Annotated in this window: 16 protein-coding genes and 1 pseudogene; 10 read left to right on the top strand and 7 right to left on the bottom strand. The window is 64.8% G+C overall.

Features of this window, described 5'->3' with window-relative positions; genetic code table 11:
* The first annotated feature begins 311 nt into the window (after positions 1-311).
* From rpmH to KA184_05020, 7 genes are all read left to right on the top strand, one after another.
* Entirely contained in the window at positions 312-446 is a 135-nt protein-coding gene (rpmH, locus tag KA184_05050; GenBank protein ID MBP8128927.1) for a 50S ribosomal protein L34, read from the top strand.
* A gap of 58 nt (positions 447-504) precedes the next feature.
* Positions 505-861, top strand: coding sequence for a ribonuclease P protein component (gene rnpA, locus KA184_05045; GenBank protein ID MBP8128926.1), 357 nt, complete (start codon positions 505-507; stop codon positions 859-861).
* A complete protein-coding gene (gene yidD / locus KA184_05040) occupies positions 854-1,093 on the top strand; it encodes a membrane protein insertion efficiency factor YidD (GenBank protein ID MBP8128925.1) in 240 nt (79 codons plus the stop codon). Before rnpA ends, yidD begins: the two co-directional genes overlap by 8 nt.
* A 29-nt stretch (positions 1,094-1,122) precedes the next feature.
* Entirely contained in the window at positions 1,123-3,117 is a 1,995-nt protein-coding gene (gene yidC / locus KA184_05035) for a membrane protein insertase YidC (GenBank protein ID MBP8128924.1), read from the top strand.
* Between the two features lie 63 nt (positions 3,118-3,180).
* On the top strand, positions 3,181-4,452 hold the full coding sequence (locus KA184_05030) for a Jag N-terminal domain-containing protein (GenBank protein MBP8128923.1): 1,272 nt from the start codon (positions 3,181-3,183) through the stop codon (positions 4,450-4,452).
* Positions 4,442-5,815 carry a tRNA uridine-5-carboxymethylaminomethyl(34) synthesis GTPase MnmE gene (gene mnmE / locus KA184_05025; protein ID MBP8128922.1) on the top strand — a complete coding sequence of 458 codons (1,374 nt, stop codon included), beginning with the start codon at positions 4,442-4,444 and terminating at the stop codon, positions 5,813-5,815. The genes KA184_05030 and mnmE overlap by 11 nt, the downstream gene beginning before the upstream one ends.
* A gap of 75 nt (positions 5,816-5,890) precedes the next feature.
* Positions 5,891-6,949 carry a M42 family metallopeptidase gene (locus tag KA184_05020; protein ID MBP8128921.1) on the top strand — a complete coding sequence of 353 codons (1,059 nt, stop codon included), beginning with the start codon at positions 5,891-5,893 and terminating at the stop codon, positions 6,947-6,949.
* A 14-nt stretch (positions 6,950-6,963) separates the two neighbouring features.
* Here KA184_05020 and KA184_05015 read toward each other — a convergent pair whose 3' ends face one another.
* The 5 genes and pseudogenes from KA184_05015 to KA184_04995 form a co-directional block, all read right to left on the bottom strand.
* The gene (locus tag KA184_05015; GenBank protein MBP8128920.1) at positions 6,964-10,179 is read right to left on the bottom strand and encodes an O-antigen ligase family protein; all 3,216 of its coding nucleotides are present in this window, start codon (positions 10,177-10,179) and stop codon (positions 6,964-6,966) included.
* Between the two features lie 259 nt (positions 10,180-10,438).
* Positions 10,439-10,654, bottom strand: coding sequence for a flagellar protein FlaG (locus tag KA184_05010; protein ID MBP8128919.1), 216 nt, complete (start codon positions 10,652-10,654; stop codon positions 10,439-10,441).
* A 271-nt stretch (positions 10,655-10,925) separates the two neighbouring features.
* Positions 10,926-11,741 carry a flagellin FliC gene (locus tag KA184_05005; GenBank protein ID MBP8128918.1) on the bottom strand — a complete coding sequence of 272 codons (816 nt, stop codon included), beginning with the start codon at positions 11,739-11,741 and terminating at the stop codon, positions 10,926-10,928.
* 218 nt (positions 11,742-11,959) lie between these two features.
* Positions 11,960-12,749 (bottom strand): annotated as a pseudogene (locus KA184_05000) (flagellin FliC).
* 217 nt (positions 12,750-12,966) lie between these two features.
* Positions 12,967-13,782 carry a flagellin FliC gene (locus KA184_04995; protein MBP8128917.1) on the bottom strand — a complete coding sequence of 272 codons (816 nt, stop codon included), beginning with the start codon at positions 13,780-13,782 and terminating at the stop codon, positions 12,967-12,969.
* 720 nt (positions 13,783-14,502) lie between these two features.
* On the opposite strand from KA184_04995, the gene KA184_04990 reads away from it, so the two are divergent.
* On the top strand, positions 14,503-17,103 hold the full coding sequence (locus KA184_04990) for a hypothetical protein (GenBank protein MBP8128916.1): 2,601 nt from the start codon (positions 14,503-14,505) through the stop codon (positions 17,101-17,103).
* A 20-nt stretch (positions 17,104-17,123) separates the two neighbouring features.
* On the opposite strand, the gene KA184_04985 is transcribed toward KA184_04990, so the two are convergent.
* Both KA184_04985 and KA184_04980 read right to left on the bottom strand, forming a co-directional pair.
* Positions 17,124-17,603: an isoprenylcysteine carboxylmethyltransferase family protein gene (locus tag KA184_04985; protein MBP8128915.1), complete on the bottom strand. Its 480-nt coding sequence runs from the start codon at positions 17,601-17,603 to the stop codon at positions 17,124-17,126.
* 183 nt (positions 17,604-17,786) lie between these two features.
* Entirely contained in the window at positions 17,787-19,184 is a 1,398-nt protein-coding gene (locus tag KA184_04980; GenBank protein ID MBP8128914.1) for an RtcB family protein, read from the bottom strand.
* 175 nt (positions 19,185-19,359) lie between these two features.
* Between KA184_04980 and KA184_04975 the strand changes: the two genes are divergently transcribed.
* Together KA184_04975 and KA184_04970 are read left to right on the top strand one after the other, a co-directional pair.
* On the top strand, positions 19,360-20,550 hold the full coding sequence (locus tag KA184_04975; GenBank protein MBP8128913.1) for a Gfo/Idh/MocA family oxidoreductase: 1,191 nt from the start codon (positions 19,360-19,362) through the stop codon (positions 20,548-20,550).
* Between the two features lie 77 nt (positions 20,551-20,627).
* Entirely contained in the window at positions 20,628-21,905 is a 1,278-nt protein-coding gene (locus tag KA184_04970; GenBank protein ID MBP8128912.1) for a Gfo/Idh/MocA family oxidoreductase, read from the top strand.
* The last annotated feature ends 54 nt before the right edge of the window (positions 21,906-21,959 follow it).

Here is a 21,959-nt window from a genome sequence, read left to right as displayed (position 1 = left end):
ATACCTATGGAGCCCGGCTTAGTAATAAAACTGCTCATGATGCACCTCCTTGTTGCACGCGGATACCCCCATCATAGATGGTTTGATAATCTCACACGGCGGTCACGGTTTCAACCTGCCCACGGGTGCATCTGGTCATTCGATTCGATGTTTGACTCTCCCAGCGGAAATAATATAGACTATTGGAATTACAAATGGGCGGTTTGTGCCGTCGCGGGGACATCTTCTCCGCTGGTGGATATCCTTTTGTGTTGGTTTCCCGGCATGTCGCGGCGGCGTAGTGCATGTAGAACTGTTACGAGGAGCGGGTCGTGAAAAGAACGTTACAAGTGTCGAACCGGCGCCGGAAACGGACCCATGGTTTCCGGGCGCGTATGGCCACGCCGGGCGGGCGGGGGGTTATCAGCCGCCGCCGGCAGAAGGGCCGCAAGCGTCTGAGTGTGTAGTGTCCCGCAGCCGGGCCTGTCTGCCCGGCCGCAGAACCTGGAGGTAGATGAGCCTGTTGTGCCGGACCGGAAAACGTTCCCGCGTCAAGCACGCCTCACTGGGAAAAAAGACTTCGACCGCGTCTTTCGCGACGGCCGGAAAATGGTGGGGTACGCGTTCGTGTGCTATGCGGTCCGGCGTGAAGGGCAGCAGTGCAGGCTAGGCGTCGCAGTGTCGCGCCGAGTGGGCCGCGCCGTGGTGCGTAACAAGATCAAGCGTCGTATCCGCGAGTATTTCCGCACTCACGCGCCTGAATTTGCCGCCGCGATGGATCTGGTGGTCGTGGCGCGCCCGTCGGCGGCTGCATTAGAGTACGCGCAAAGCGTGGACGTGCTGGACCGAATCCTCCGTAAAGGTGGGCTCGTGCGTGAGTAGGTTGTTGATCGGATTGATCCGGCTGTATCAGCGGTTCTTGAGCCCGTGGCTCGGCCAGAATTGCCGGTTTTATCCCACCTGCTCGCATTATGCCATCGAGGCTATCGAGAAGCACGGCGTCCTCAAAGGGGTAGGTCTTGCCGCATGGCGCATCCTGCGCTGCCAGCCGTTCTGCAAGGGAGGCGTGGACCCCGTGCCGCCGCCCCGGCGCACGTCCCGCATGGGCGTGTAGGCTCATCCGCGTTCGCGGAGTAAGGAAGTTTGCTAGGTCAACAGAATGAACGGCCCTTCGGGGTCTATGAACTGGCCGTCATTGTGCTCGCAACGGTGGGCATTATCGTCTTCTCCTATTTCCTTGGCCCCCGCACACAGACGCCCCGCGTCGCGGAACCGGAAATCCCGCCCGTCTCGGACCTGGCTAACACCGCCGAGTTGCCCCTGGAACCGGCCACGGCCGCGCCTGCGGTCGAGGACCTGCCAGAGCCACGGGCTGTTGTCCCGGAAGGTCCGGCCGTTCCAGCCCCGCCGCCCGCGGAGCCCGCCGCTCTGGAAGAGACCATTACCTTGGCCAACGACCGTCTGCGGCTGGAGTTTACGCGTGTTGGGGCGCGCTTGAAACAGGCGTGCGTCCTCATCGGCGACAGCGAAGACCAGCACCCTCGCCTGGTGCCGGAGTCCCCCGAGATCCTCGGCGACCCGCCCCTGTATCCGCTGGGGCTGCACGGCCTCAAGCTGGGCGACAACTGGCGCGGCGACGAACTTGATTACGCGCTCTGGGAAGCCACCGTGGACGAGACCGGGCGCTCCGTTACGTTTACGTACGAACAGCCGGGCGTGGCGCGCGTCACGAAGCTATTCTCCCTGGATTCGGATGAGGGGCTTTTGGACGTCTCGGTCGTTTACGCCAACCTGAGCGATGCGGCGCAGCGCCTGGGACTGGACACCCATGTTCCGGCTTTTACGTTGAACTGGACGCCCGCGCTGGCGTCCGACGAGAACGGGCAGGCCGGTCCGGTACAGAAGGAGGTCATCTGGCGCAAGAGCGGCCAGAATGAGCATCACGCGACCAGCGGGCTGGAACCGCCGGACAGCGATACCGGCTATTCAACCGAGCGGGTTGTCCAGCCCGACTGGATGGCCGTGAAAAGCGTGTATTTCCTGATGGCCATGCGCGTCGTGGCGCTGCCCGACGCGCCCTGGCTCCCCGATACGTGGGGCTGGGTTGCGGGGAGCCCCGAACGCTACCGGTTCGGCATCGCGACGCCGCGGATGGAAGTGGCGCCCGGCGCTTCCGAGACGCGCGATTTCCGCATCTACCTTGGGCCGACACACCTGGCCTCGCTCAAGGAGGCGGCCTCGCGCGGTTTTCCCGAACTCGACGAAGGGCTTCAGTTTTTCACGATGTTTGGGTTCATGGACTGGTTCGCCAAGCTGCTGCTGAGCCTCCTGAACTTCTTCCACAACACGCTCCATGCCAGCTATGGGATCGCGATCGTCCTGCTGACAGTCGTCGTGCGCCTCTTCATGTTTCCGCTCACGATCAAGAGCATGAAGAGCATGAAGAAGGTGCAGTTGCTCGCTCCGGAAATGGAGAAAATCAAGGCGGAGTTCAAGGACAACCCGCAGGAAATGCAGAAGCGCACGATGGATTTGTACCGGCAGTACGGCGTGAATCCGCTGGGCGGGTGCTTTCCGATGCTCCTGCAAATGCCGGTCTTCATTGCGCTGTACCGCATGTTGTGGAGCGCCTTCGAGTTGCGCGGCACTTCGTTCCTCTGGATTCAAGACCTCTCGCGCCAGGACGCGCTCATTCGGTTCCCGTGGGAAATCCCGCTTGTCTTCACTTCCATCGACGCCATCAACGTGCTGCCTATCCTGATGGCCGTGGCCATGTACGTGAGCCAGAAGCTGATGCCAACCTCGGGGCCGGTACAGACGCAGCAGCAGAAGATGATGCTCAATTTCATGCCCGTGCTGTTCAGCGTCTTTTGCTACAACGTGGCCGCGGGCCTCAATCTCTATATTTTGACCAGTACGCTCCTGGGCATCGGCCAGAGCTATCTCACGCGGATGTTTACCGTCGAACTGACGCCCCAGGAGCTCAAGAAGAAACCGGCCGCCCGGAAACCGCAACACTTCTACGACGCCGCGCAGGCCCGCAAACGGCAAGCGGCGAAGGAAATGCGCCGCGCCAAGAAACAGCCGAAGGGCCGCGGCGACGCCGTCACCAAGCGGGATCCGAGGAAGCGGTCATAACCGCGGGGCGCGCCACGCCCCGAACAGTCCCGGGCTTGCAGCCCGCCGAGGAGACATAGACCTATGCCATCGGTCGAATCCAGCGCGAAAACGCGCAAAGAGGCTATCCAACTCGCCTTGGACCAGCTGGGGGTCGAAATGCATGATGTGGACGAAATTGAAATCCTGGACGAAGGCAGCCGCGGCTTTCTCGGCCTCGGCGCGCGGCCCGTCCGCGTCCGCGTAACGGCCAAGCGCGGCAAACAGCGGCCCGCCGCTCAGGACGAGCGCCGTCCCGAACAGCGCGAGCGCCAGACCGAGGGCGCGGGTGACGAGCGCCGCCGCGGACCGCGCGACGACCGCCGCGGCAGGGACCGCCACCGCGGCCGCGACGAGCGCGTGCCACGGCGCGAACACGACGGGCGGCCAGCCGCGCCGGCACCGCGCGACGAACAACGCCGGGACGCCGGGGACCGGCCCGCCCCCTCCGGCCAGCGTGATGAGCAACGCCGCCAGCGCGACCGCGGAGACCGTCAGCACGGCCGCGACCGTGCACCGCGCCACCGGGACGACCCAGGGCGCGAACCGCGTGCGCAACGCCAACGGCGCCCCGACCAGGGGCCGCAAGCAGACCGGCGGCGCGCGCAGGAAGAGCCCGGCCCGGAAGCGTTGAATCAACCGTTGGCGCAGGAGACGGAATCCTCGCCCCTGACCGAAGATCAAGGCCGCGAGGCCGCCGCGTTGCTGCAATCGATCATCAGCCAGATGGGCATCGAGGCAACCGTCGAATTCCGCCGGGACGGGGACGGCGCGGCCCGGCTCGACGTGGCAACGCAGGACAGCGCCCTGCTGATCGGGCGCAAGGGCCGCAGCCTTCAGGCAATGCAGTATCTCATCAACCGCATCATCGCGCGCAGCGACAAGAACGAAGTCACCGAACGCCTTGTGGTGGATATCGAGGGCTATGTCGACCGGCGGCGCGACGCGCTCGAGGGCATGGCGCGCGGCCTCGCGGAGCGCGCGAAGGAATCGGGCCGCGACGTGCGCCTGAAACCCATGAGCCCGCAGGAACGGCGCGTCATTCACCTGACGCTCCAGGGCGACCCCGACGTGCGCACCTTCAGCATCGGCGACGCGCTCTACCGGCAGGTGGTGATCAGCCCGCGCGTCAAGCAGCCTTCCGGCGGGCAAGGCGGCCCGGCGAGCGAATCGCACCACCGCCCCCGCGGCGGCATCAAGCGGCGCGCAAGCGGCCGCCTGATGCGGCCCAGGCCGGCGAACATGCGCAGGGGCGGCGCGCCGCAGCGGCCCGGGCCGCAAGACTCCGGCAATTCCGGTGAAGACGCTGGCGCATGACGATACCATCGCCGCCATTGCGACCCCGCCGGGGGAAGGCGGCATCGGCATTGTGCGCCTGAGCGGCGCGCAGGCCTTCGGCATTGCCGCACGAGTGTTTCGTCCCTCGCGCGGGCGCGCGTTTGCGCCGGCGCGGCGGCGCGTGCACCACGGCCACATCCACGACGCGAGAGGCAACGCGCTCGACGAAGTGCTCGTGCACGTCATGCGCGCGCCGCGCTCCTATACGCGCGAGGACGTCGTGGAGATCAATGCGCACGGCGGTGCGGCGCCGCTCAACGCGATTCTCGAGGCCTGCCTCGAGGCGGGCGCGCGGCTCGCAAGGCCGGGCGAATTCACGCTGCGCGCGTTTCTCAACGGGCGCATCGACCTCGTACAGGCGGAGGCCGTCATCGACACCATCCGCGCGCGCACGCGCGCCGCGCTGCTCGCGGCCAACGCCGCCGCCAGCGGCCGCCTCTCCCGCGAGTTGCACGCGATGCGCGACCGGATAAGGCACGCGCTGGCGCACATCGAAGCCGCCGTCGATTTCCCCGAGGAAGACTTGCCGGACCTCGTGACGCCCGCGTTACTTGACGAACTGCGCCATGCGCACGCGGACATGCTCGCCTTGATCGACACGGCGGACGCAGGCCGGCTGGTGCGCGAGGGCGCCGTCGCGGCCATCGCGGGCCGCCCCAACGTCGGCAAGTCAAGCCTGTTCAACGCGCTGCTCCGCGACGCGCGGGCCATCGTTTCGGCGCATGCGGGCACGACGCGCGACCGCATCGAAGAGTACATCACCATAGCGGGCGTGCCCGTGCGGCTCGTCGATATGGCCGGGCTGCGCGCGACGGACGACGAAGTCGAGCGCATCGGCGTCGACCGCGCGCGGGAAGCGCTGCAAAACGCGAATTTGATCCTTCTGGTCATCGACGCTTCGCAACCGCTCACCGAAGAGGACCGGGCCATCGCGCGCGACCTCGGCGCCCTCGCGACGCCCATCGTTATCGTACTCAATAAAACGGATTTGGCCCCAGAAGCGGAACCGCCGCCACTGGGACTCGATGCCGCCGCCGTCTGCCGGCTTTCCGCCTTGACCGGCGAAGGACTGAACGGCCTTGAGGCGGCCCTGGGCCGGCTCTTGCTGGGCGGCGCGCATATTGCGGCCGACCAGGCCCTCATCACCCGGCTGCACCAGAAAGACAGCCTGCGCCGCGCTTGCACGGCGCTCGAACGCATGCTCGGCCACCCCGGCGAGTCTCCCGAGTTCCTCGCCATCGACTTGCGCGAAGCTTTGCAGGCGCTCGGCGAAATCACCGGCGAAACCACGCCCGAAGACCTGCTCGGCATCATCTTCTCCACCTTCTGCGTCGGAAAGTGACCTGGTCTCCATTGTCGTTTTGCGTGCGCGACAAGGTACTATACGGCCTCGCGTCAACCCCAGGGAGAGTTTGTCATGCGCCAGGAATCGCTCGATTTCTTGAAACGGTTGCTGAGCACGCCGAGCCCGTCCGGTTTCGAGGAGCGGGTGCAGGCGGCGTGCCGCGAATACGTCGCGCCCTACGTTGATGAAGTGTACAAGGACGTTCACGGGAACCAGTACGCGGTGCGCAACAAGAATGCGCCGTTGCGCGTCATGCTCGCGGGCCACGTCGATGAGATTGGCCTGATGGTGAACACCATTGACGATAAGGGGTTTATCGGGTTCGTGCCCATCGGCGGCGTGGACGCGGCTACGTTGCCGGGTCAGCGCGTAGTGGTGCACGGCGCGCGGGGGCCGGTGCCGGGCGTCATTGGACGCAAGGCGATTCACCTGACGCCGCCGGACGACCGGAAGAAATTCACCGACTTTCACGAGATGTGGATTGACACCGGCGCGAAGGACAGGAAGGACGCGGAGAGGCTGGTAGCGATCGGGGACCCGGTCACGATTGACGTAGGTTTCATGGCGTTGCGCGATCACAAGGTTGTGGCGCGCGCGCTGGACGACCGTATCGGCGCGTTCGTGTGCATCGAGACCATGCGCCTGCTTGCAAAGCGGAAAGTTGAAGTCGCCGTGTACTGCGTCACCACGGTACAGGAGGAGATCGGCTTGCGCGGCGCAACCACGAGCGCGTATGGCTGCCACCCGCACGCGGGCATCGCCGTCGACGTCGCGTGGGCCACGGATCATCCGCGCGGCGACGGGGACCGCTTCGGGCTCACAAAGATCAACTGCGGCCCCATCCTCGACCGGGGTCCCAACATCAATCCTGTCGTCCGCGCGGAGCTGGTGCGCATCGCGGAGAAACACAAGATCCCGATCCAGCACCGTGCCGCGCCCCGGAGCACCGGCACCGATGCGAACGCGATGCAATTGAGCCGCGATGGCGTGGCAACGGCCACGGTCGGCATTCCAAACCGGTACATGCACACGCCGGTCGAACTGGTTTCGCTCAAGGACGTCGAGCAGGCCGCGAAACTGATCGCCGAGTGGGTGTGCGCGCTCAAGAGCGACGCCAGCTTCGTGCCCTGATGCCGTAACGCGGTTTACGGCTGCGGCTGGACAAGTGCGTTGCGCTCCGCTTCGAGCTGTTCCTTCACGTTCGGCGGCAAGTACTGCACGTCCAGCAACGCGTCGTACTCCTGCAACGCCTCGGGAATCTGCTGGTTGCGCACGAGCGTCTGCGCGTGGGCGTGTCGCAGTTCGGGCATGTCTGGGAAACGCGCCAGCAAGTCGCGCAGCAGGTTGAGCGCTTCCGGGGTCCGCCCCATGCGCTGAAGCGTGTCTGCCCATTGGATGCCCGCGATGGCGGTATTCTCGCCTTCAAGGCACTGCATCGCGCGCGGATACAGGCTTTCGGCAGCCGTGTACTGTTCCATGCCGGCCAGCACAATGGCCAGGTTGAGCCATGTCCTGCACAGGGTGGGCTCGCTGCCCTGGGCATTCACCGCCGCCTCGAACAGCAATTGCGCCGCCCAACTCAGATGCACGGTAACGAGCCGCACGTTGCCGGACGGATACTCCCGGAACTGGCGCAACAGCACCGAGGTGGACAGTTCAAGCGCCGCGGGGCCTTGTTCGATCACGTTCGACACCGCGTGCACGAAGGCGGGCGGCGTGACGCTGCCACCGCGCGTGGCGTTGCAGGTCGTCTTCAGGGTTTCCTTGAACGTCTCCATGCGGTCATTTCTGCGCGCGAAATTCGCGTAGTTCGCCCAGACATCGGCGCGGTCCGCCGCGAACCGCACGGCCTGCTGATAGGCGGCCTCGATCGCGGCGGCGTCCGCCGGGGGAGTCTTGCCTTCGTACATCTCCGCCAACAGCAGATGGGCGATGGCGAGCGCGGGCTCGGCCGGCGCGCCGTTCGCGGCGGCCTGCTGCACGGCGTCCCGCAGACAGCGCTCATACAGGAATAGCCGGTCGTGCTCGTTTGCGTACTGGGCAAACGCCCGCCACACGCCTTCCTGCCCGGTCCCGTAACGCGCGGCGCTGGCAATCGCGTCATCGGCGCCGGCAAGATCCTTCGTCTCCGCGAAACATCGCGCCAGCGCGATATAGCCGTTCGCCACGGCGTCGTGGCGCGGCGGCTCCAGGCTGACAATATGCGCAATCAACGTGTTCAGCGTATTCTTGATTCGCTCGGAGACCTCCGCGCGCATGGCGAAACTGAAGAACATCTCCCACAAGTCCGCATCGTCCGGATTAGACTGGACAGCCCGCACGAACGCTTCCTCGGCGCCCTCGGGGTCGGCCAGCGTCTCGCGCACTTGCGCCAGGAGCCGGTATAGTTCGATATGGTTTCTCGCGCCCAATTGAATGGCGCGCTCCAGATGGGCCTCGCCCTGTTTCCATTGCTCTTCGACTTCGACGCCGTCGGCGGGCGGGTCGCGCCGCGCCAGGCATTTTGCCCGCAAGCAGGCGATGCGCCCCTTCAATTCTTCCGCAAGGGCGAAAACGGGGCACAATTCGCCGATGCGATCAGCGTAATGCAGCGCCTCATCCAGCAAACCCGTCACGTCCCCCGCCGGAGCCGCCCCTTCCGGACCCAGCGCGTCCTCCGCCTGCGTAAGCCGGGTTCCGGCGAGCCGGGCCAGCGTCGGCACATAATACGGGTTAAGCGCGAGCGCCCGCTCGAAGTGCCGCGCCGCATCGTCATACGCGCGCGCCGCGGCCTCCGTCTCGCCGATCCGCCCGCCAAAGAGGTAGTTCCACGGAGCAAGCCGTTCGCCCCACGTGAAGGCCGACTTTGCAGCGGCCCGCTGCGCCTCGACAAATGCCGCGGCCTTCTGCGGGTCCATGTCACGCTTTTCCTGCGGCGGCGCATTGAACACCTTCATCATCAGGTGATGATGTTTCAGGCCGCGCTGCAGCATGAATTCGGAGAGAAACACCCGCGCGCCCCAGACAGCGATGATCACCGCGGCGCCCGCCATGCCCAGCCGCCACGCAACGCCGGGCAAGCCCGGTTTGCGGAGGGGCGCAGCGCGCGTATCGGGGGATACCCAAAGCCCTTCCAGGCTGCCCAGCAACACAAACAGCACGGATGCCGACACGGGCACACGCAGATTGAAACCGAACAACCCGTCCACCAGGAACGTCATGAACAAGGCGGCAAACGCAAAGCCGAGACGGCGTCTGGCCGTATCAGGCGCCGTGAACGCCATCAGCAGGCCGTAGCATATCCCCAGCAGCAACAGCGCAAGGTAGAACCCGGCGGCGGGCAGGCCCGCGTCCACGGCGACTTCCAGCAAGTCGTTGTGGACGTGCGCGTTCATCAACTGCTCCTGGGCGAACCACTGCTGCTCGAAAGTCGTCCAGTATACGGGAGTCGTCAGCGCGTAGACCCCCGGGCCGTGTCCGAGGAGCGGCCTGTCGAGGATCATCGCGGCGGAATTCAGATAGCCGTTGTACCGGAGCAACAGGGAACCGTCGAGCGGCAGGGCTACGCCGTTACGCGCCTTGTTCTGAAGCATGTAGAGCCCGCCGGCGGCAGCGCCCGCCAGCGCTGTGACCAGCAGCGCAACCACGACGCGCTTGATCGCGCCGGAGAAGAGACGCGATGCGCCACCGGCCATCAATAGCAGGACAGCCGCGGCTCCGAGCCCGATAATCCCGCCGCGCTGCCCCGTGAAGTACAGGTAGAGGGCAAACAGGGCGGCAACCGCCCAGACCCGGCGGTCAGCCGTGTGCCGCGCAAGCAACACGGCCATGATCAGGGCAAGTACAAGCGTGTGCGCCGCGTAGTTCGGGTTGCCGAACGTGCTCGGCAGATTGGTGTAGATGTCCTGCTCGCGGCCGGTCCATGGAAACGGGTCCAGGCCGCTTTTCTGCAAGAACGCATAGAGCGCGGCCAGCACCATGGCCGCACACAGCGTTTTCATCAGCCCGAGTACTTCCTGCTCCTTCGTATATACCTGACTGGCCACGAAATAGAGCAGAAACAGGCCGCCAAAAAACGCGAGTTCCGTTATGCTGAACCCGGGATAGGGCGAGCGAAACGTGGCGGCGCCATAACACACGAGCATGCCCAGCAGCACTTCCAGCACAATTCGCGGCCGGCGCACGGGAACGCCCATGCGCCACGATGCCGCAAGCCATGCCGTCGCTAATGACGCGCTGAACACCGCCAGCAACAGCCGCTTGACGTCGCCGGCCGGGTCCGGAGTCCAAGGGGTCAGCGCGAGCACAAGCACAAACAGATATGCCGCGATGGAAATGCGAAACCAGCGGTACGCGCCCTGAGTCTGTTTCTCCGCTTCCATAGTACGGCTCCTGTAAACGTGCTCTCTTATGAGACCGGCGACGGGCGCAACGCACACGGGAAGCACGGCGTCCGAACACTTACCCCGAGGCACAAATGCTAACACCCGCGCCATATCCGAGGCAATCGCGCGGCGCAAGGAAGCTGGAAAACCGAGGTCTTCGCGGCGGCCGCGCCGTCCGCTTCACGGACCGGGAAAGCCCCGGCGTCCTCTGCAGGACGCCGGGGCCGGGCAGGACTCGCGCGCCAGTAAAATTCGTTCAGGCGCGTTCGTCAAAGATCAATCCCTGAAGCCGCCGGAACTGTGCCGCGATTTCGAGCAGTTCCTGCGGCGGGACTTGCCTGATCACTTTGTTGTTCTGGTCAATCAATTGACCTACGATGCGGCTGGTCGCCTCATCGACGCGCATGCGAGTACCCGTACGGCGCCGCTGCTCCTCGATGGGAACGGCCTCCGTTTTTCTCTTACGCTCCACGCCATCGTGCAGGCGTTGCGTCTGCTGTACCTGCCGCGGACCGGCATGTTCCCCTGCGGCGGTACGCAAAGCAGGAACAGACGAAGAACCTGCACGGGCGGAAAGCAAGCTCGCGGCGGCTTGTTCCGTATGCTGCTCCACTCGCATATGCATGCTCCGGCAAACGCCTTTGCCGCAATGCCCGACGAAACGGGCCTATTTCACATGGCCAGCGCCGCCGCGGTCTGGACTGCGCCCGACGGCGCGCGGCCGCAGAACATTATCCGGCCTGCTAGCTCAAGAGCAGCAGGGCGGTCTGCGGCACAATATTGGCTTGGGCAAGCACCGATGTGCCTGCGCTGACCAGAATCTGGTTGCGGGTATACCCGACCGTTTCCTGCGCGATGTCGGCATCGCGGATAGCGCTCTGCGAGGCGGCGGCGTTCTCTTCTTGAATCGCCAGCGTATTGATCGTGAATTCCAGGCGGTTCTGGTACGCGCCCAGGCTGCTGCGCAGGGTGTTCACGCTCTGGATCGCGTTGTCGATCGTGCTGATCGCCGACACCGCCAACGCCATCGTGGAAACCGACACGGCGTTCACCGAAAGGTCGTTCGTCTTCGCGCCCGAAACAACCACCGCCAGCACCTGGCTCGTGTACGCGCCCGACTGCAGCGTGACCGTCTGCGACGAACTCAGCACGCGAATCCCGTTGTAGTCGGTGTCCAGCGCGATGCTGTCGATCTGCGCCAGCAACTGCTTCACTTCCGCATCGAGCGCGGCGCGGTTGCTCGTGCTCTGCGTGCCGTTCGCCGACTGCACCGCCAGTTCACGGATACGCTGCAGGATGTTCGTCGTCTCGCTCAGCGCGCCTTCCGCCGTCTGCACGAGGCTGACGCCGTCCTGCGCATTGCGCTGCGCCACTTGCGTGCCCAGCACCTGCGAGCGAAACGCCTCCGCGATTGCCAGTCCCGCCGCGTCGTCCGCCGCACGGTTGATCCGCAAGCCGCTCGACAGCCGTTCCAGCGACTGGTTCAACGCGTTCGTGGACCGCCTCAGGACGCGCGCCGTGTTCAGCGCGGGCACATTGGTATTGATCCGAAGTCCCATAAGCTTACCTCCTTGAATTGTGTTCTCAGGCTTCCGTTGCCACTACCACCTTTCGACAAGAACAGGCGAACGGGGCTGCCACGTGTCCCGGCGTGGCGTCCGCTCGCGCAATATTCTCAGGCCCTCCTTTCTCCGCGCGCGTCCCCACCGGGCGCAGTATACGACGCGGTGCGCGGCCATACGCGTCGTCACGCGCTTCGCCCGGTCCGAATGCTGCGTTACGCCAGCAACCGCAGCGTGGCCCGGGGTAAAACGTTGGCCTGCGCCAAGACCGATGTGCCGACCAGAATCTGGTTGCGGGTATAGTCCATGGTCTCCTGAGCAATATCGGCGTCGCGGATAGCGCTCTGCGAGGCGGCGGCGTTCTCTTCTTGAATTGCCAGCGTGTTGGTCGTGAATTCCAGGCGGTTCTGGTACGCGCCCAAGCTGCTGCGCAGGGTGTTCACGCTCTGGATCGCGTTGTCGATCGTGCTGATCGCCGACACCGTCAGCGCCATCGTGGAAACCGACACGGCGTTTACCGAAAGGTCGTTCGTCTTGACGCCGTTCACGGCCACGGCCAGCACCTGGCTCGTATACGCGCCCGACTGCAGCGTGACCGTCTGCGACGAACTCAGCACGCGAATCCCGTTGTAGTCGGTGTCCAGCGCGATGCCGTCGATTTGCGCCAGCAACTGCTTCACTTCCGCATCGAGCGCCGCGCGGTTGCTCGTGCTTTGCGTGCCATTCGAGGACTGTACCGCCAGCTCGCGGATGCGCTGCAGGATGTTCGTCGTTTCGCTCAGCGCGCCTTCCATCGTCCCGCGCATTGCGCTGCGCCACTTGCGCGCCCAGCACCCGCGAGCGAAACGCCTCCGCGATTGCCAGCCCCGCCGCGTTATCCGCGGCGCGGTTCATCCGCAAACCGCTGGATAAGCGTTCGAGCGACGTATTCAGGCGGCTTGCAGAACGCGCCAACTGGCGTGACGCGTTTATGGCGGGCACATTGGTATTAACCCGCAGGCCCATCACTCAACCCTCTTTGAATGGCCCCAAGACAGTTAAACTTGGATCCTCCCATGCATTCACGCACACTGCCATCGATGGACGACGCGACTCATCCACCCACGGCACGCGCCGCAATCACGGCTCGACCTGCGTTCTGTCCCGGCGCTACATACCTGGCGGGGCGGTTGGGCGCTATAACGGCGCCCAACCGCCGGCACAGTTATGAGAAACGGCGCGCCTAACCGAGCAGTTGGAGCGCCGTCTGCGGCACAATATTGGCTTGGGCCAGCACCGATGTGCCTGCGCTGACCAGGATCTGATTGCGCGTGAACGACACCGTTTCCTGCGCGATATCGGCATCGCGGATAGCGCTCTGCGAGGCGGCGGCGTTCTCTTCTTGAATCGCCAGCGTATTGATCGTGAATTCCAGGCGGTTCTGGTACGCGCCCAGGCTGCTGCGCAGGGTGTTCACGCTCTGGATCGCGTTGTCGATCGTGCTGATCGCCGACACCGCCAACGCCATCGTGGAAACCGACACGGCGTTCACCGAAAGGTCGTTCGTCTTCGCGCCCGAAACAACCACCGCCAGCACCTGGCTCGTGTACGCGCCCGACTGCAGCGTGACCGTCTGCGACGAACTCAGCACGCGAATCCCGTTGTAGTCGGTGTCCAGCGCGATGCTGTCGATCTGCGCCAGCAACTGCTTCACTTCCGCATCGAGCGCGGCGCGGTTGCTCGTGCTCTGCGTGCCGTTCGCCGACTGCACCGCCAGTTCACGGATACGCTGCAGGATGTTCGTCGTCTCGCTCAGCGCGCCTTCCGCCGTCTGCACGAGGCTGACGCCGTCCTGCGCATTGCGCTGCGCCACTTGCGTGCCCAGCACCTGCGAGCGAAACGCCTCCGCGATTGCCAGTCCCGCCGCGTCGTCCGCCGCACGGTTGATCCGCAAGCCGCTCGACAGCCGTTCCAGCGACTGGTTCAACGCGTTCGTGGACCGCCTCAGGACGCGCGCCGTGTTCAGCGCCGGTACATTGGTGTTAATCCTAAGTCCCATAGCATTGTCCTCCATGAGTGGTTAAGGCGACGCTTCCATGCGCCTCCTTATTGCGCCGTCCGGCCCGCACAGGGGACCGGACGCATCCCAGTACACCGGGAAGCTCCGCCAGAGGCAGGCACCTGTTCCCGGCGCGCCCAGCCTTCCAGCGGTCATGTCCCTATGCCGTGGAACGCTGTTTGCGTCAGGAAGCCGGCCCCAAACGGCCCTTCCCGCCCAATTCCGGTGTGCGCTGTCCCTGCGCACACCACTTTCCATTACCGTTTCAACTTTCTACCAAGTCCCTCGGCCTGTCCCCAGGCTTTGCTACGTTCCGAACAGGCACTTTCCCGGATACCATCCGGTTTTATCGGCAACTTAAGCCGAAACTTTAGCGGATTTTTCCGTAATCGCGGAAATAGCGTAAGTAATTGTGATAACATACCTTACGCTCCGCCCGGACAGTCGCCCGCGTCGAATTACTGCCACTGGAAGGGGACGTTCGCACCAAAAAAAGGCGCCGAAGACCCCAATCGCGCACTTTTTCCCGCCCTGCTACTCCGCTAACCCGGTTTTCCCCAGTCACAGGCATGCCGTTCATCTTTCTTCCTGTTTGCGCTTTTTTTGCCACTGTGTAACGTGATTCCCTCGGGCCTGGGCGCCTTGACGGCTGGATTCCGACCATACCCGGCAATAGAATAGGCGGGTGAAGAGCGAATCCAAGGCTGGGAGACCCCGGTGATGCCAATCAAGCGCGGCGCTGAGGAATGGGCCCGCCCCGGGCCGCTGCGGGTGTTCCGCGGCCGGCAATTGGACCAGATATCGTTTCCCCTGGGCGGTATCGGCACGGGCTGCGTTGGCTTGTCGGGCCGCGGCGGCTTGCGCGACTGGGCCATCCAGAATCGTCCCGATTTCAATGGGTATCTCTCGCGCACGTTTCCACTCGTATATGCGCGTGAGAAGGGCGGGCCGCCGGTGTGCCGCGTGGCCATGGCTCCGCCGGAGCCGCCTTTCATTGGCGGGGGCGGCGGAGACCCGCATGACTGCGGTCAAGGGTGGCCGCACCTGGACGGCTGCCGTTTTCGCGGCGAGTATCCGTTCGCCTGGATTGCTTTTCAGTGCGCGAAGCTGCCTGTCCGAATCACTCTGGAAGCGTACAATCCGTTCATCCCGGGCAATCCCGACGGCTCGGGCTTCCCCGCGGCAGTCCTCAAGTACACGCTGCAAAACCGCAAACCCACCCCGGTCGATGCTACCCTTGCGTGGAGCCTCTTGAACTCCGTGGGCAGCATCGGCAAAGCCGCGGGTCTCGACCCCGTCTATTCGGGCAGCCCGCACGGTTACGGCCGCAACGTAAACCGGTATGTGGAAACGCCGGGGGTGCGCGGTCTCGCCTTCACTTCCGAAAAATGGCCCGAGAACCACCCCCGATTCGGGTCCGTGGCGCTTCTTACACCCGACAAACACGTTACCGTGATGCGCTACTGGCCGCGCAAGGGCTGGTTTACGCCGTATCACGAGTTGTGGGACGCCTTCTCGACCACGGGCCGCCTGTGTGACAACGACTATGGCCCCACGGAGGAGGGCCAGACGGCGGCGGGCGTATTGGGGGTCCGCATGCGGTTGGAGCCGCGGGCGGTAAAGACAGTCACGTTCTACATCACGTGGTTTTTCCCGAACTTCGAGAAGTACTGGCACGACGCGGCATGCGCCGAGCAGGCGTTGCGGCAAGGCTGCTGCCCGCCGAGACGGGACTTGCCCGTCTGGAAGAACTATTACGCCTCGCAATTCGCGGACGCCGTCGATGTTGCGCTCCGGCTCCACGCGAGAGAGCGGCAACTGCACACTCAAACCAAGCGGTTCCACGACGCGCTGTTTTCGAGCACGCTGCCGCCCTATGTGCTCGATGCCGTATCGAGCCAGACAGCGATTCTGAAAACGGCCACCTGTCTGCGCCTGAGCGACGGCACGTTCTACGGCTTCGAGGGTTCCGCGCCGGCCGGCGGCTGCTGCGAAGGCTCATGCACGCATGTCTGGAACTACCAGCAAGCGCTCGCCTTCCTGTTCCCGAGTCTCGAACGGTCCATGCGCCTCGCGGACTACCGGTACAACCTGCGCGCGGACGGGAGCATGGGCTTCCGCCTGAATCTGCCGTTGGGCGCGCCGCCGAACGATTTCCTGCCCTGCGCCGACGGGCAGTTTGGCGGGACCATCAAGGCCTTCCGTGACTGGAAAATCTGCGGCGACGACGGTTTCATCCGCCGTCTGTGGCCCTCATTGAAGCGCGCGCTCGAATTCGCGTGGAAGGAATGGGACCCCGAACACACCGGCGTGCTGCGCGGCAGGCAGCACAACACGTACGACATCGAGTTCTACGGCGAGAACACGATGACCTCGTGTTTCTATCTCGGCGCGTTGCTGGCGGGCGCGGAGATTGCAGCGCATCTCGGCGACGACGCCACGGCGGGCGCATACCGCGAAGCCTACACGCGCGGCAGCGCTTGGCTGGACGCGCGTTTGTTCAACGGCGAATACTACGAGCAGCATTACAATCCCGAGGACGCCCCTGAGTACCAGTACGGCAAGGGCTGTCTCGCGGACCAGGTGCTCGGCGCATGGCTGGCCGATGTGGCGGGGCTCGGGCCCATCCTCGACGCGGACAAGCTGCGCACGGCGCTGCGCTCCGTTTTCCGGCATAATTGGCGGGCAGACCTGCGCGAGCACGCGAATGCGCAGCGAGTCTACGCGCTCGGCGGCGAGGCGGGCCTCATCAACTGCACATGGCCGCGCGGCGGGCGGCCGGCCGTGCCGTTTCCTTATTCGGACGAAGTCTGGACCGGCATCGAGTATCAGGTCGCAAGCCATTGTATTCTCTCGGGGCTGGTGAAGGAGGGACTGACCATCGTCCGCAGCGTTCGCGACCGCTATGACGGGCACAAGCGCAACCCCTGGGACGAATTCGAGTGCGGCCATCACTACGCGCGCGCCATGGCCTCGTATGGCCTGCTGCTGGCGCTCAGCGGGTTCCGCTACGACACGGGCGCGGGCGTGATCGGCTTCGCGCCGCGCCTGCACGCGGAGGAATTCCGCTGCTTCTGGGCGCTCGACGGCGCATGGGGCACGTACCGGCAACATCACACGGGCGCCACGATCACCGTGCTCTCCGGCGAACTTGCGTTGAGCCGTGTCGACCTGCCGCATCTTGCACGAGCCGGAACCGCAAGGGTGCAACACGCGCGCAGAACGTTCCGGGCGCCCGTGGATGAACTCGGGTCGGTGACCCTGCCCGCGATGGTGCGGCTGAGCGCCGGCAAATCGCTGGTCATCCGCGCGAAACGCTGAAATGCGGCCGCCGCCCCGGCCTATGGCGCCCCAGGCCACCACCGCCTGACCCGGCGGCAGTACGCTTCATATTCCTGTCCGAACATATGTCGCAGTGTGGGTTCCTCGTACACGACAACGAACAGGTGCGTCACCAGAAAAAACGCCGCCATGTACGCCAGCAACAGCCATGATTCGCAGAACAACGCGGCCCCGCCCATGGCGAGCCCCGCGCCGATGTACATGGGGTTCCGCACGTATCGATAGGGCCCCTGCACGACCAGCCGGCGCGGCGGGTCAAAGGGCGCGGGGGTCCCCTTCCCGACGAAAATGAACGTGGTCACGCACCACAGGACAAAGGCCGCGCCGGCTATTGCCAGCACGCCCCCGACAAGCTGCGGAACGCCTATCGCCGGGGGCGCGGCGATGCCGGACCACGCCAACAGGCGCGCGGGCACGAAAACCAGCATGACGCCAGCAAACAACGTCGCGTAGGCAAGCGCTCGGAAAAGGAGGAACATGTCCGACTCCGGGGACGCACCGGCCGTTCCGGTTTCTTCTTTACATCCGACTCAGGTTCTTTTGTGCGCGAGTTCCTCTTCAGCATATCTTGAAGGCAGCCCAAAACGCGCAGTTCAAGCTTCAGGCTGGCTTCAAGACAGCCTGAAGGCTGAACTGCGAACAAGATACTTTTTGCAGAGTCATCAATCCTCAGGGCGCTCGCCGGAGGGGGCCATCTTGACGATTCGCGGCTGGAAGCGCGCCAGCGCCTCGACGAGGTCCGCCTGCGCGGCCATGACTTCGTCGATGTCCTTATAGACCATGGGCACTTCGTCGAGGCCCGCGGAAATCAGCGTTACCCTGCGCGCCTCGAGGACGCGCCGGGCTTCCCCCCACGTGAAGCGCTTCTTCGCTTCACTGCGGCTCATGACGCGGCCCGCGCCATGCGACGCGCTGTCCAGCGACGCGGCGCTGCCCCTGCCGCGGACGATGTACGCGGGCGAGGCCATCGAGCCGGGGATGATCCCGAGTTGCCCTTCGGCGGCGGGCGTCGCACCTTTGCGATGCACGACCAGGTCCATGCCGTCGTGAATCTCGCGCCACGCGAAGTTGTGGTGGTTCTCGATGTCGAGCAAGACCGCGGCGCCGAGGTTGCGCGCGATGTGGCGGTGAATGCATTCGTGGTTCGCGGCCGCGTACGCGCCCATGAGTTCCATGGCGGCCCAGTACTCCCCGCCCGCTTGCGAATCGAGGTCGAGCCAGGCGAGGTGCTTGGATTCGCGAGGCATGTCGCGCCGCTTGTCCATGGCGATGCGGCTGTAATAGCCGCAGACTTCCGCGCCCGTGCCGCGGCTGCCGCTGTGCGTGAGCAGCGCCAGGTAGCGCCCCCGCGGCAAGGCAAGCCCGTCCTCGAGGATTTCGAGTTCGCCGAATTCGACGAAATGATTGCCGCTGCCGCTCGTGCCCAACTGGGACCACGCCTTGTCCTTGAGTCGCAGCGTGACCGGAGACACCGTCCAGTCCCGGTCCATGACGGGATGATCGCGCCGGTTCTTGAAGCAGGCGCCGACGCCGAACTTCGTTTCCTGCTCGATGGCCTTCTTCAGCCGTTCCGGGGCATCGTCCAGGGTCGCGGCTGGGAGGTCGAGCGCGGTCAGTTTCATGCGGCACGCGATATCGACGCCGACGGCATACGGGATCACGGCCTTGTGCGTGGCAAGCACGCCGCCGATGGGCAGGCCATAGCCCACGTGCGCGTCCGGCATCAGCGCGCCGCGCACCGACACGGGAAGCGCGCAGGCGTTGTACATCTGGTCAAGCGACTTCGGGTCGAGGTTCTCTCCCCATTGCCGGAACGGGGCGTGTCCCGTGCGGCGCGTTATCGCCGCTTCGGCGGCGTGGTCCGCCTGCAGCGCCCGAGCCAACTCCGCGAAGTGCGGGTCGCCCAGAAACGCGGCGGGGTCGCGCGCCACGTCTTTCAAGAGTCTGCGCACCTGCTTCTTGCTCAGGCCGGCATGCACGGCGCGCTGAATGGAGCGGCGCGCGTTTTCGATGCCGCCGCCGCGCCGCAGACCCAGGTCGATAAGTTCTTTGTCTCTCACACGTCTTCTCCAGCGCCGGGGCGCGCTCACCCCGGCTCCAGAACGTGATTTCATGCATACCGCAACAGTGTGGCGCTTCCCCGCGTGAAAGACAAACGTCTTACGGACGGCGCATCGCGCGGTTTGTCGCCCCTGCGATATACTGTCCCTGGAATTCCAACGGGGAGGTCATGCCATGTCGCACGTTTTCTCACGCCGCCATTTCATTCAAAGCGCCGCCGCGGGCGCCGGCCTGCTGAACCTGGCCGCCGCGGATAATGAGACCATCCAGGGCTTCGACGACACCGCCAGCAACACGGTGAAGAACAAGGAGTGGGCGCCCGTCTCGGACCGCAAGATACGGATGGGCATCGTCGGCTACGGCGTGTGCAAGTTCGGCGCGGCCTTCGGCTTCCAGGATCACCCGAATGTCGAGGTGGCCGCGGTCAGCGACCTGTTCCCCGACCGCTGCGCGGAACTGGCCCGAGTCTGCCGCTGCGACAAGACCTACCCCTCGCTCGAAGAACTCGTGAAAGACCCGAATATCGAGGCGGTATTCGTCGCGACGGACGCGCCCAGCCATTGCCGGCACTGCATCGACGTGCTCGCGCACGGCAAGCATGTGGCCACGGCGGTGCCCGCGGTCTGGGGCTCGGTCGAAGACGCGGGCAAGCTGCTCGATGCGGTCAAGGCGTCGGGGCTCAACTACATGATGTTCGAGACGAGCGCCTACCATGACGATTGCTACGCCATGCGCGAAATCTACAACGCGGGCGGCTTCGGCACGATTGTCTATTCCGAAGGCGAGTATTACCACTACCTCGCCACGCCTATTGACTCGTACAAAGGCTGGCGCATCGGCTGCCCGCCGCTGTGGTATCCGACGCACTCGACGGCCTATCACACGTGCGTCAGCGGCGGCGGTTTCACCGAGGTGTCGTGCCTGGGCATGCCGAGCGAACTCGAATGGCTGCAATCGGGCGGGAACGCCTACGGCAACGTCTTCGGCACGGAAATCGCCCTGCTGCGCACGACGGAAGGCGGCATGTCGCGCATGCTCATGAGCAAGGACACCGCGGGCCACGGCGGCGAAACGGGCCGCGTGCGCGGCCAGAAGGGCTCGATGATCGGCATGAATTATGACGGGCTCGCCGATATCTCGAACCTCCAATTGGCCAAGCCGCCGCTGCCGCCCGGCGTCGACCCCGGCGGCCACGGCGGCTCGCACGGCTATCTCGGCAACGAGTTCATCCATTCGATCATAGAAGAACGCAAGCCGCTGGTCGATATCGTCGCTGCGCTCAAACTCACCGTCTGCGGCATCGTCGCCCACGAATCCGCCCAGAAAGACGGAGAACTGCTCAAGATTCCGCAGTTTACGCTCTGATAGTGGAGGCGGCGTCGGCGCCGCTCGTTCCAGAGAAGACATCCCAATCGGCTGTTGCACCGGAAGGATTTCGGATAATGAGAGAAGACACCATTTCCCGGCGCGGCTTCATCCGCGCATCGGCGGCCGCAGGCGCCGCCCTCGCGCTTCCGCAGATGACAGCGGCCAGCGCCGCGCGCGCCATCGGCGCAAATGACCGCATCAACCTCGGCCTCATCGGCTGCGGGGGACGCGGACGCTGGATTCTGCAGAACATGGTGCAGCCCGCGAACGCGAATACGGCGCTCGTGGCGGCCGCCGATATCTGGAGACTGCGGCAGGAGACCTATCCCGATGAAGCAGCGGGGCTCTACGGCCTGAAACCGAGGATGTATGCCGATTACCGCGAACTGCTGGATGACCCGGATGTGGACGCGGTCATTATCGCCACGCCTGACCACCAGCATTGCCGCCAGACCATCGACGCGGTGCGGGCGGGCAAGCACGTCTATGTCGAAAAGCCGATCGCGCCCGTTGCATCGGACCTCAAAGAACTCAACGAGTGCTACGACGTCGTGACGGACTCGAAACGGGCCGTGCAGCATGGCACGCAGGGCATGTCGTGTCCCGCGGCGCGCGCGGTCAAGGAATTCATCGCCGCGGGCACGCTGGGCCGGCTGTTCCGCGCGGAATCCAACGAATCGCTTCAAGTCCCGTTCTGGGTGCACTACCAAGGCCCGGAGACCGCGGAAGACACGGACTGGAAAGCGTTCCTGTACAACCGCAAGCGCCGTCCCTTCGACGCGCACCAGCATGCGTGCTGGATGGGTTACCACGACTTTTCAAGCGGGGCCATCGGCGGCTGGATGAGCCATTTCATCAACACGTTCCACTTCGTTACGGGCTGTGGCTGCCCCGTCGCCGCGACCGCCTTCGGCGGCCGCTACGCGCACGGGAACGACCCACGCTGCGACGCGCCGGACCAGGTCACCGTCGTGCTCGAATACGAAGAAGGCTTCCACGCGCAGTTCGTCAGCCATTTCGGCAGCACCCTCGACAGCGAGTCCACCGTGCTCATGTTCGAGAAGGGCATGGTGCGCGGCCGCTTCGGGCACGACCTCGGCAATATCGTATATTCGAGCGAAGGCGTCGACGAATCGATCCCGGAGCAGAAGCTGCTCGACTTCGATCCGCCCTACCCCGGACAAGCGCACGTGACGAACTGGTTCGACTGCATCCGCGACGGCGGCCTGCCTCGTGCGAACATGGAATACGGCTACCGGCACGGAATTGCAGTCCTGCTCGGCGACCTGGCGTATGTCCTCGGCCGCCGCGTGGTCTTCGACAAGGAGAAACGCAAAATCCGGCCCGCGTGAGCGTCCTTCCCTCCCGGGCTGTCACTGTTCCGGACGGAGCATCTTCAGAATGTG

The organism is Candidatus Hydrogenedentota bacterium (genome assembly GCA_018005585.1).
GTDB lineage: Bacteria > Hydrogenedentota > Hydrogenedentia > Hydrogenedentales > JAGMZX01 > JAGMZX01.
The sequence above is the reverse complement of the archived record's forward strand: the minus strand, read 5'-3'. Positions and strand labels throughout refer to the sequence as shown.

Coding starts and splice junctions, on each gene's coding strand:
- KA184_05030 (MBP8128923.1), top strand. CDS start 3,181: ATGCCATCGGTCGAATCCAGCGCGAAAACGCGCAAAGAGGCTATCCAA.
- KA184_05020 (MBP8128921.1), top strand. CDS start 5,891: ATGCGCCAGGAATCGCTCGATTTCTTGAAACGGTTGCTGAGCACGCCG.
- KA184_05015 (MBP8128920.1), bottom strand. CDS start 10,179: ATGGAAGCGGAGAAACAGACTCAGGGCGCGTACCGCTGGTTTCGCATT.
- KA184_05005 (MBP8128918.1), bottom strand. CDS start 11,741: ATGGGACTTCGGATCAATACCAATGTGCCCGCGCTGAACACGGCGCGC.
- KA184_04995 (MBP8128917.1), bottom strand. CDS start 13,782: ATGGGACTTAGGATTAACACCAATGTACCGGCGCTGAACACGGCGCGC.
- KA184_04990 (MBP8128916.1), top strand. CDS start 14,503: ATGCCAATCAAGCGCGGCGCTGAGGAATGGGCCCGCCCCGGGCCGCTG.
- KA184_04985 (MBP8128915.1), bottom strand. CDS start 17,603: ATGTTCCTCCTTTTCCGAGCGCTTGCCTACGCGACGTTGTTTGCTGGC.
- KA184_04975 (MBP8128913.1), top strand. CDS start 19,360: ATGTCGCACGTTTTCTCACGCCGCCATTTCATTCAAAGCGCCGCCGCG.
- KA184_04970 (MBP8128912.1), top strand. CDS start 20,628: ATGAGAGAAGACACCATTTCCCGGCGCGGCTTCATCCGCGCATCGGCG.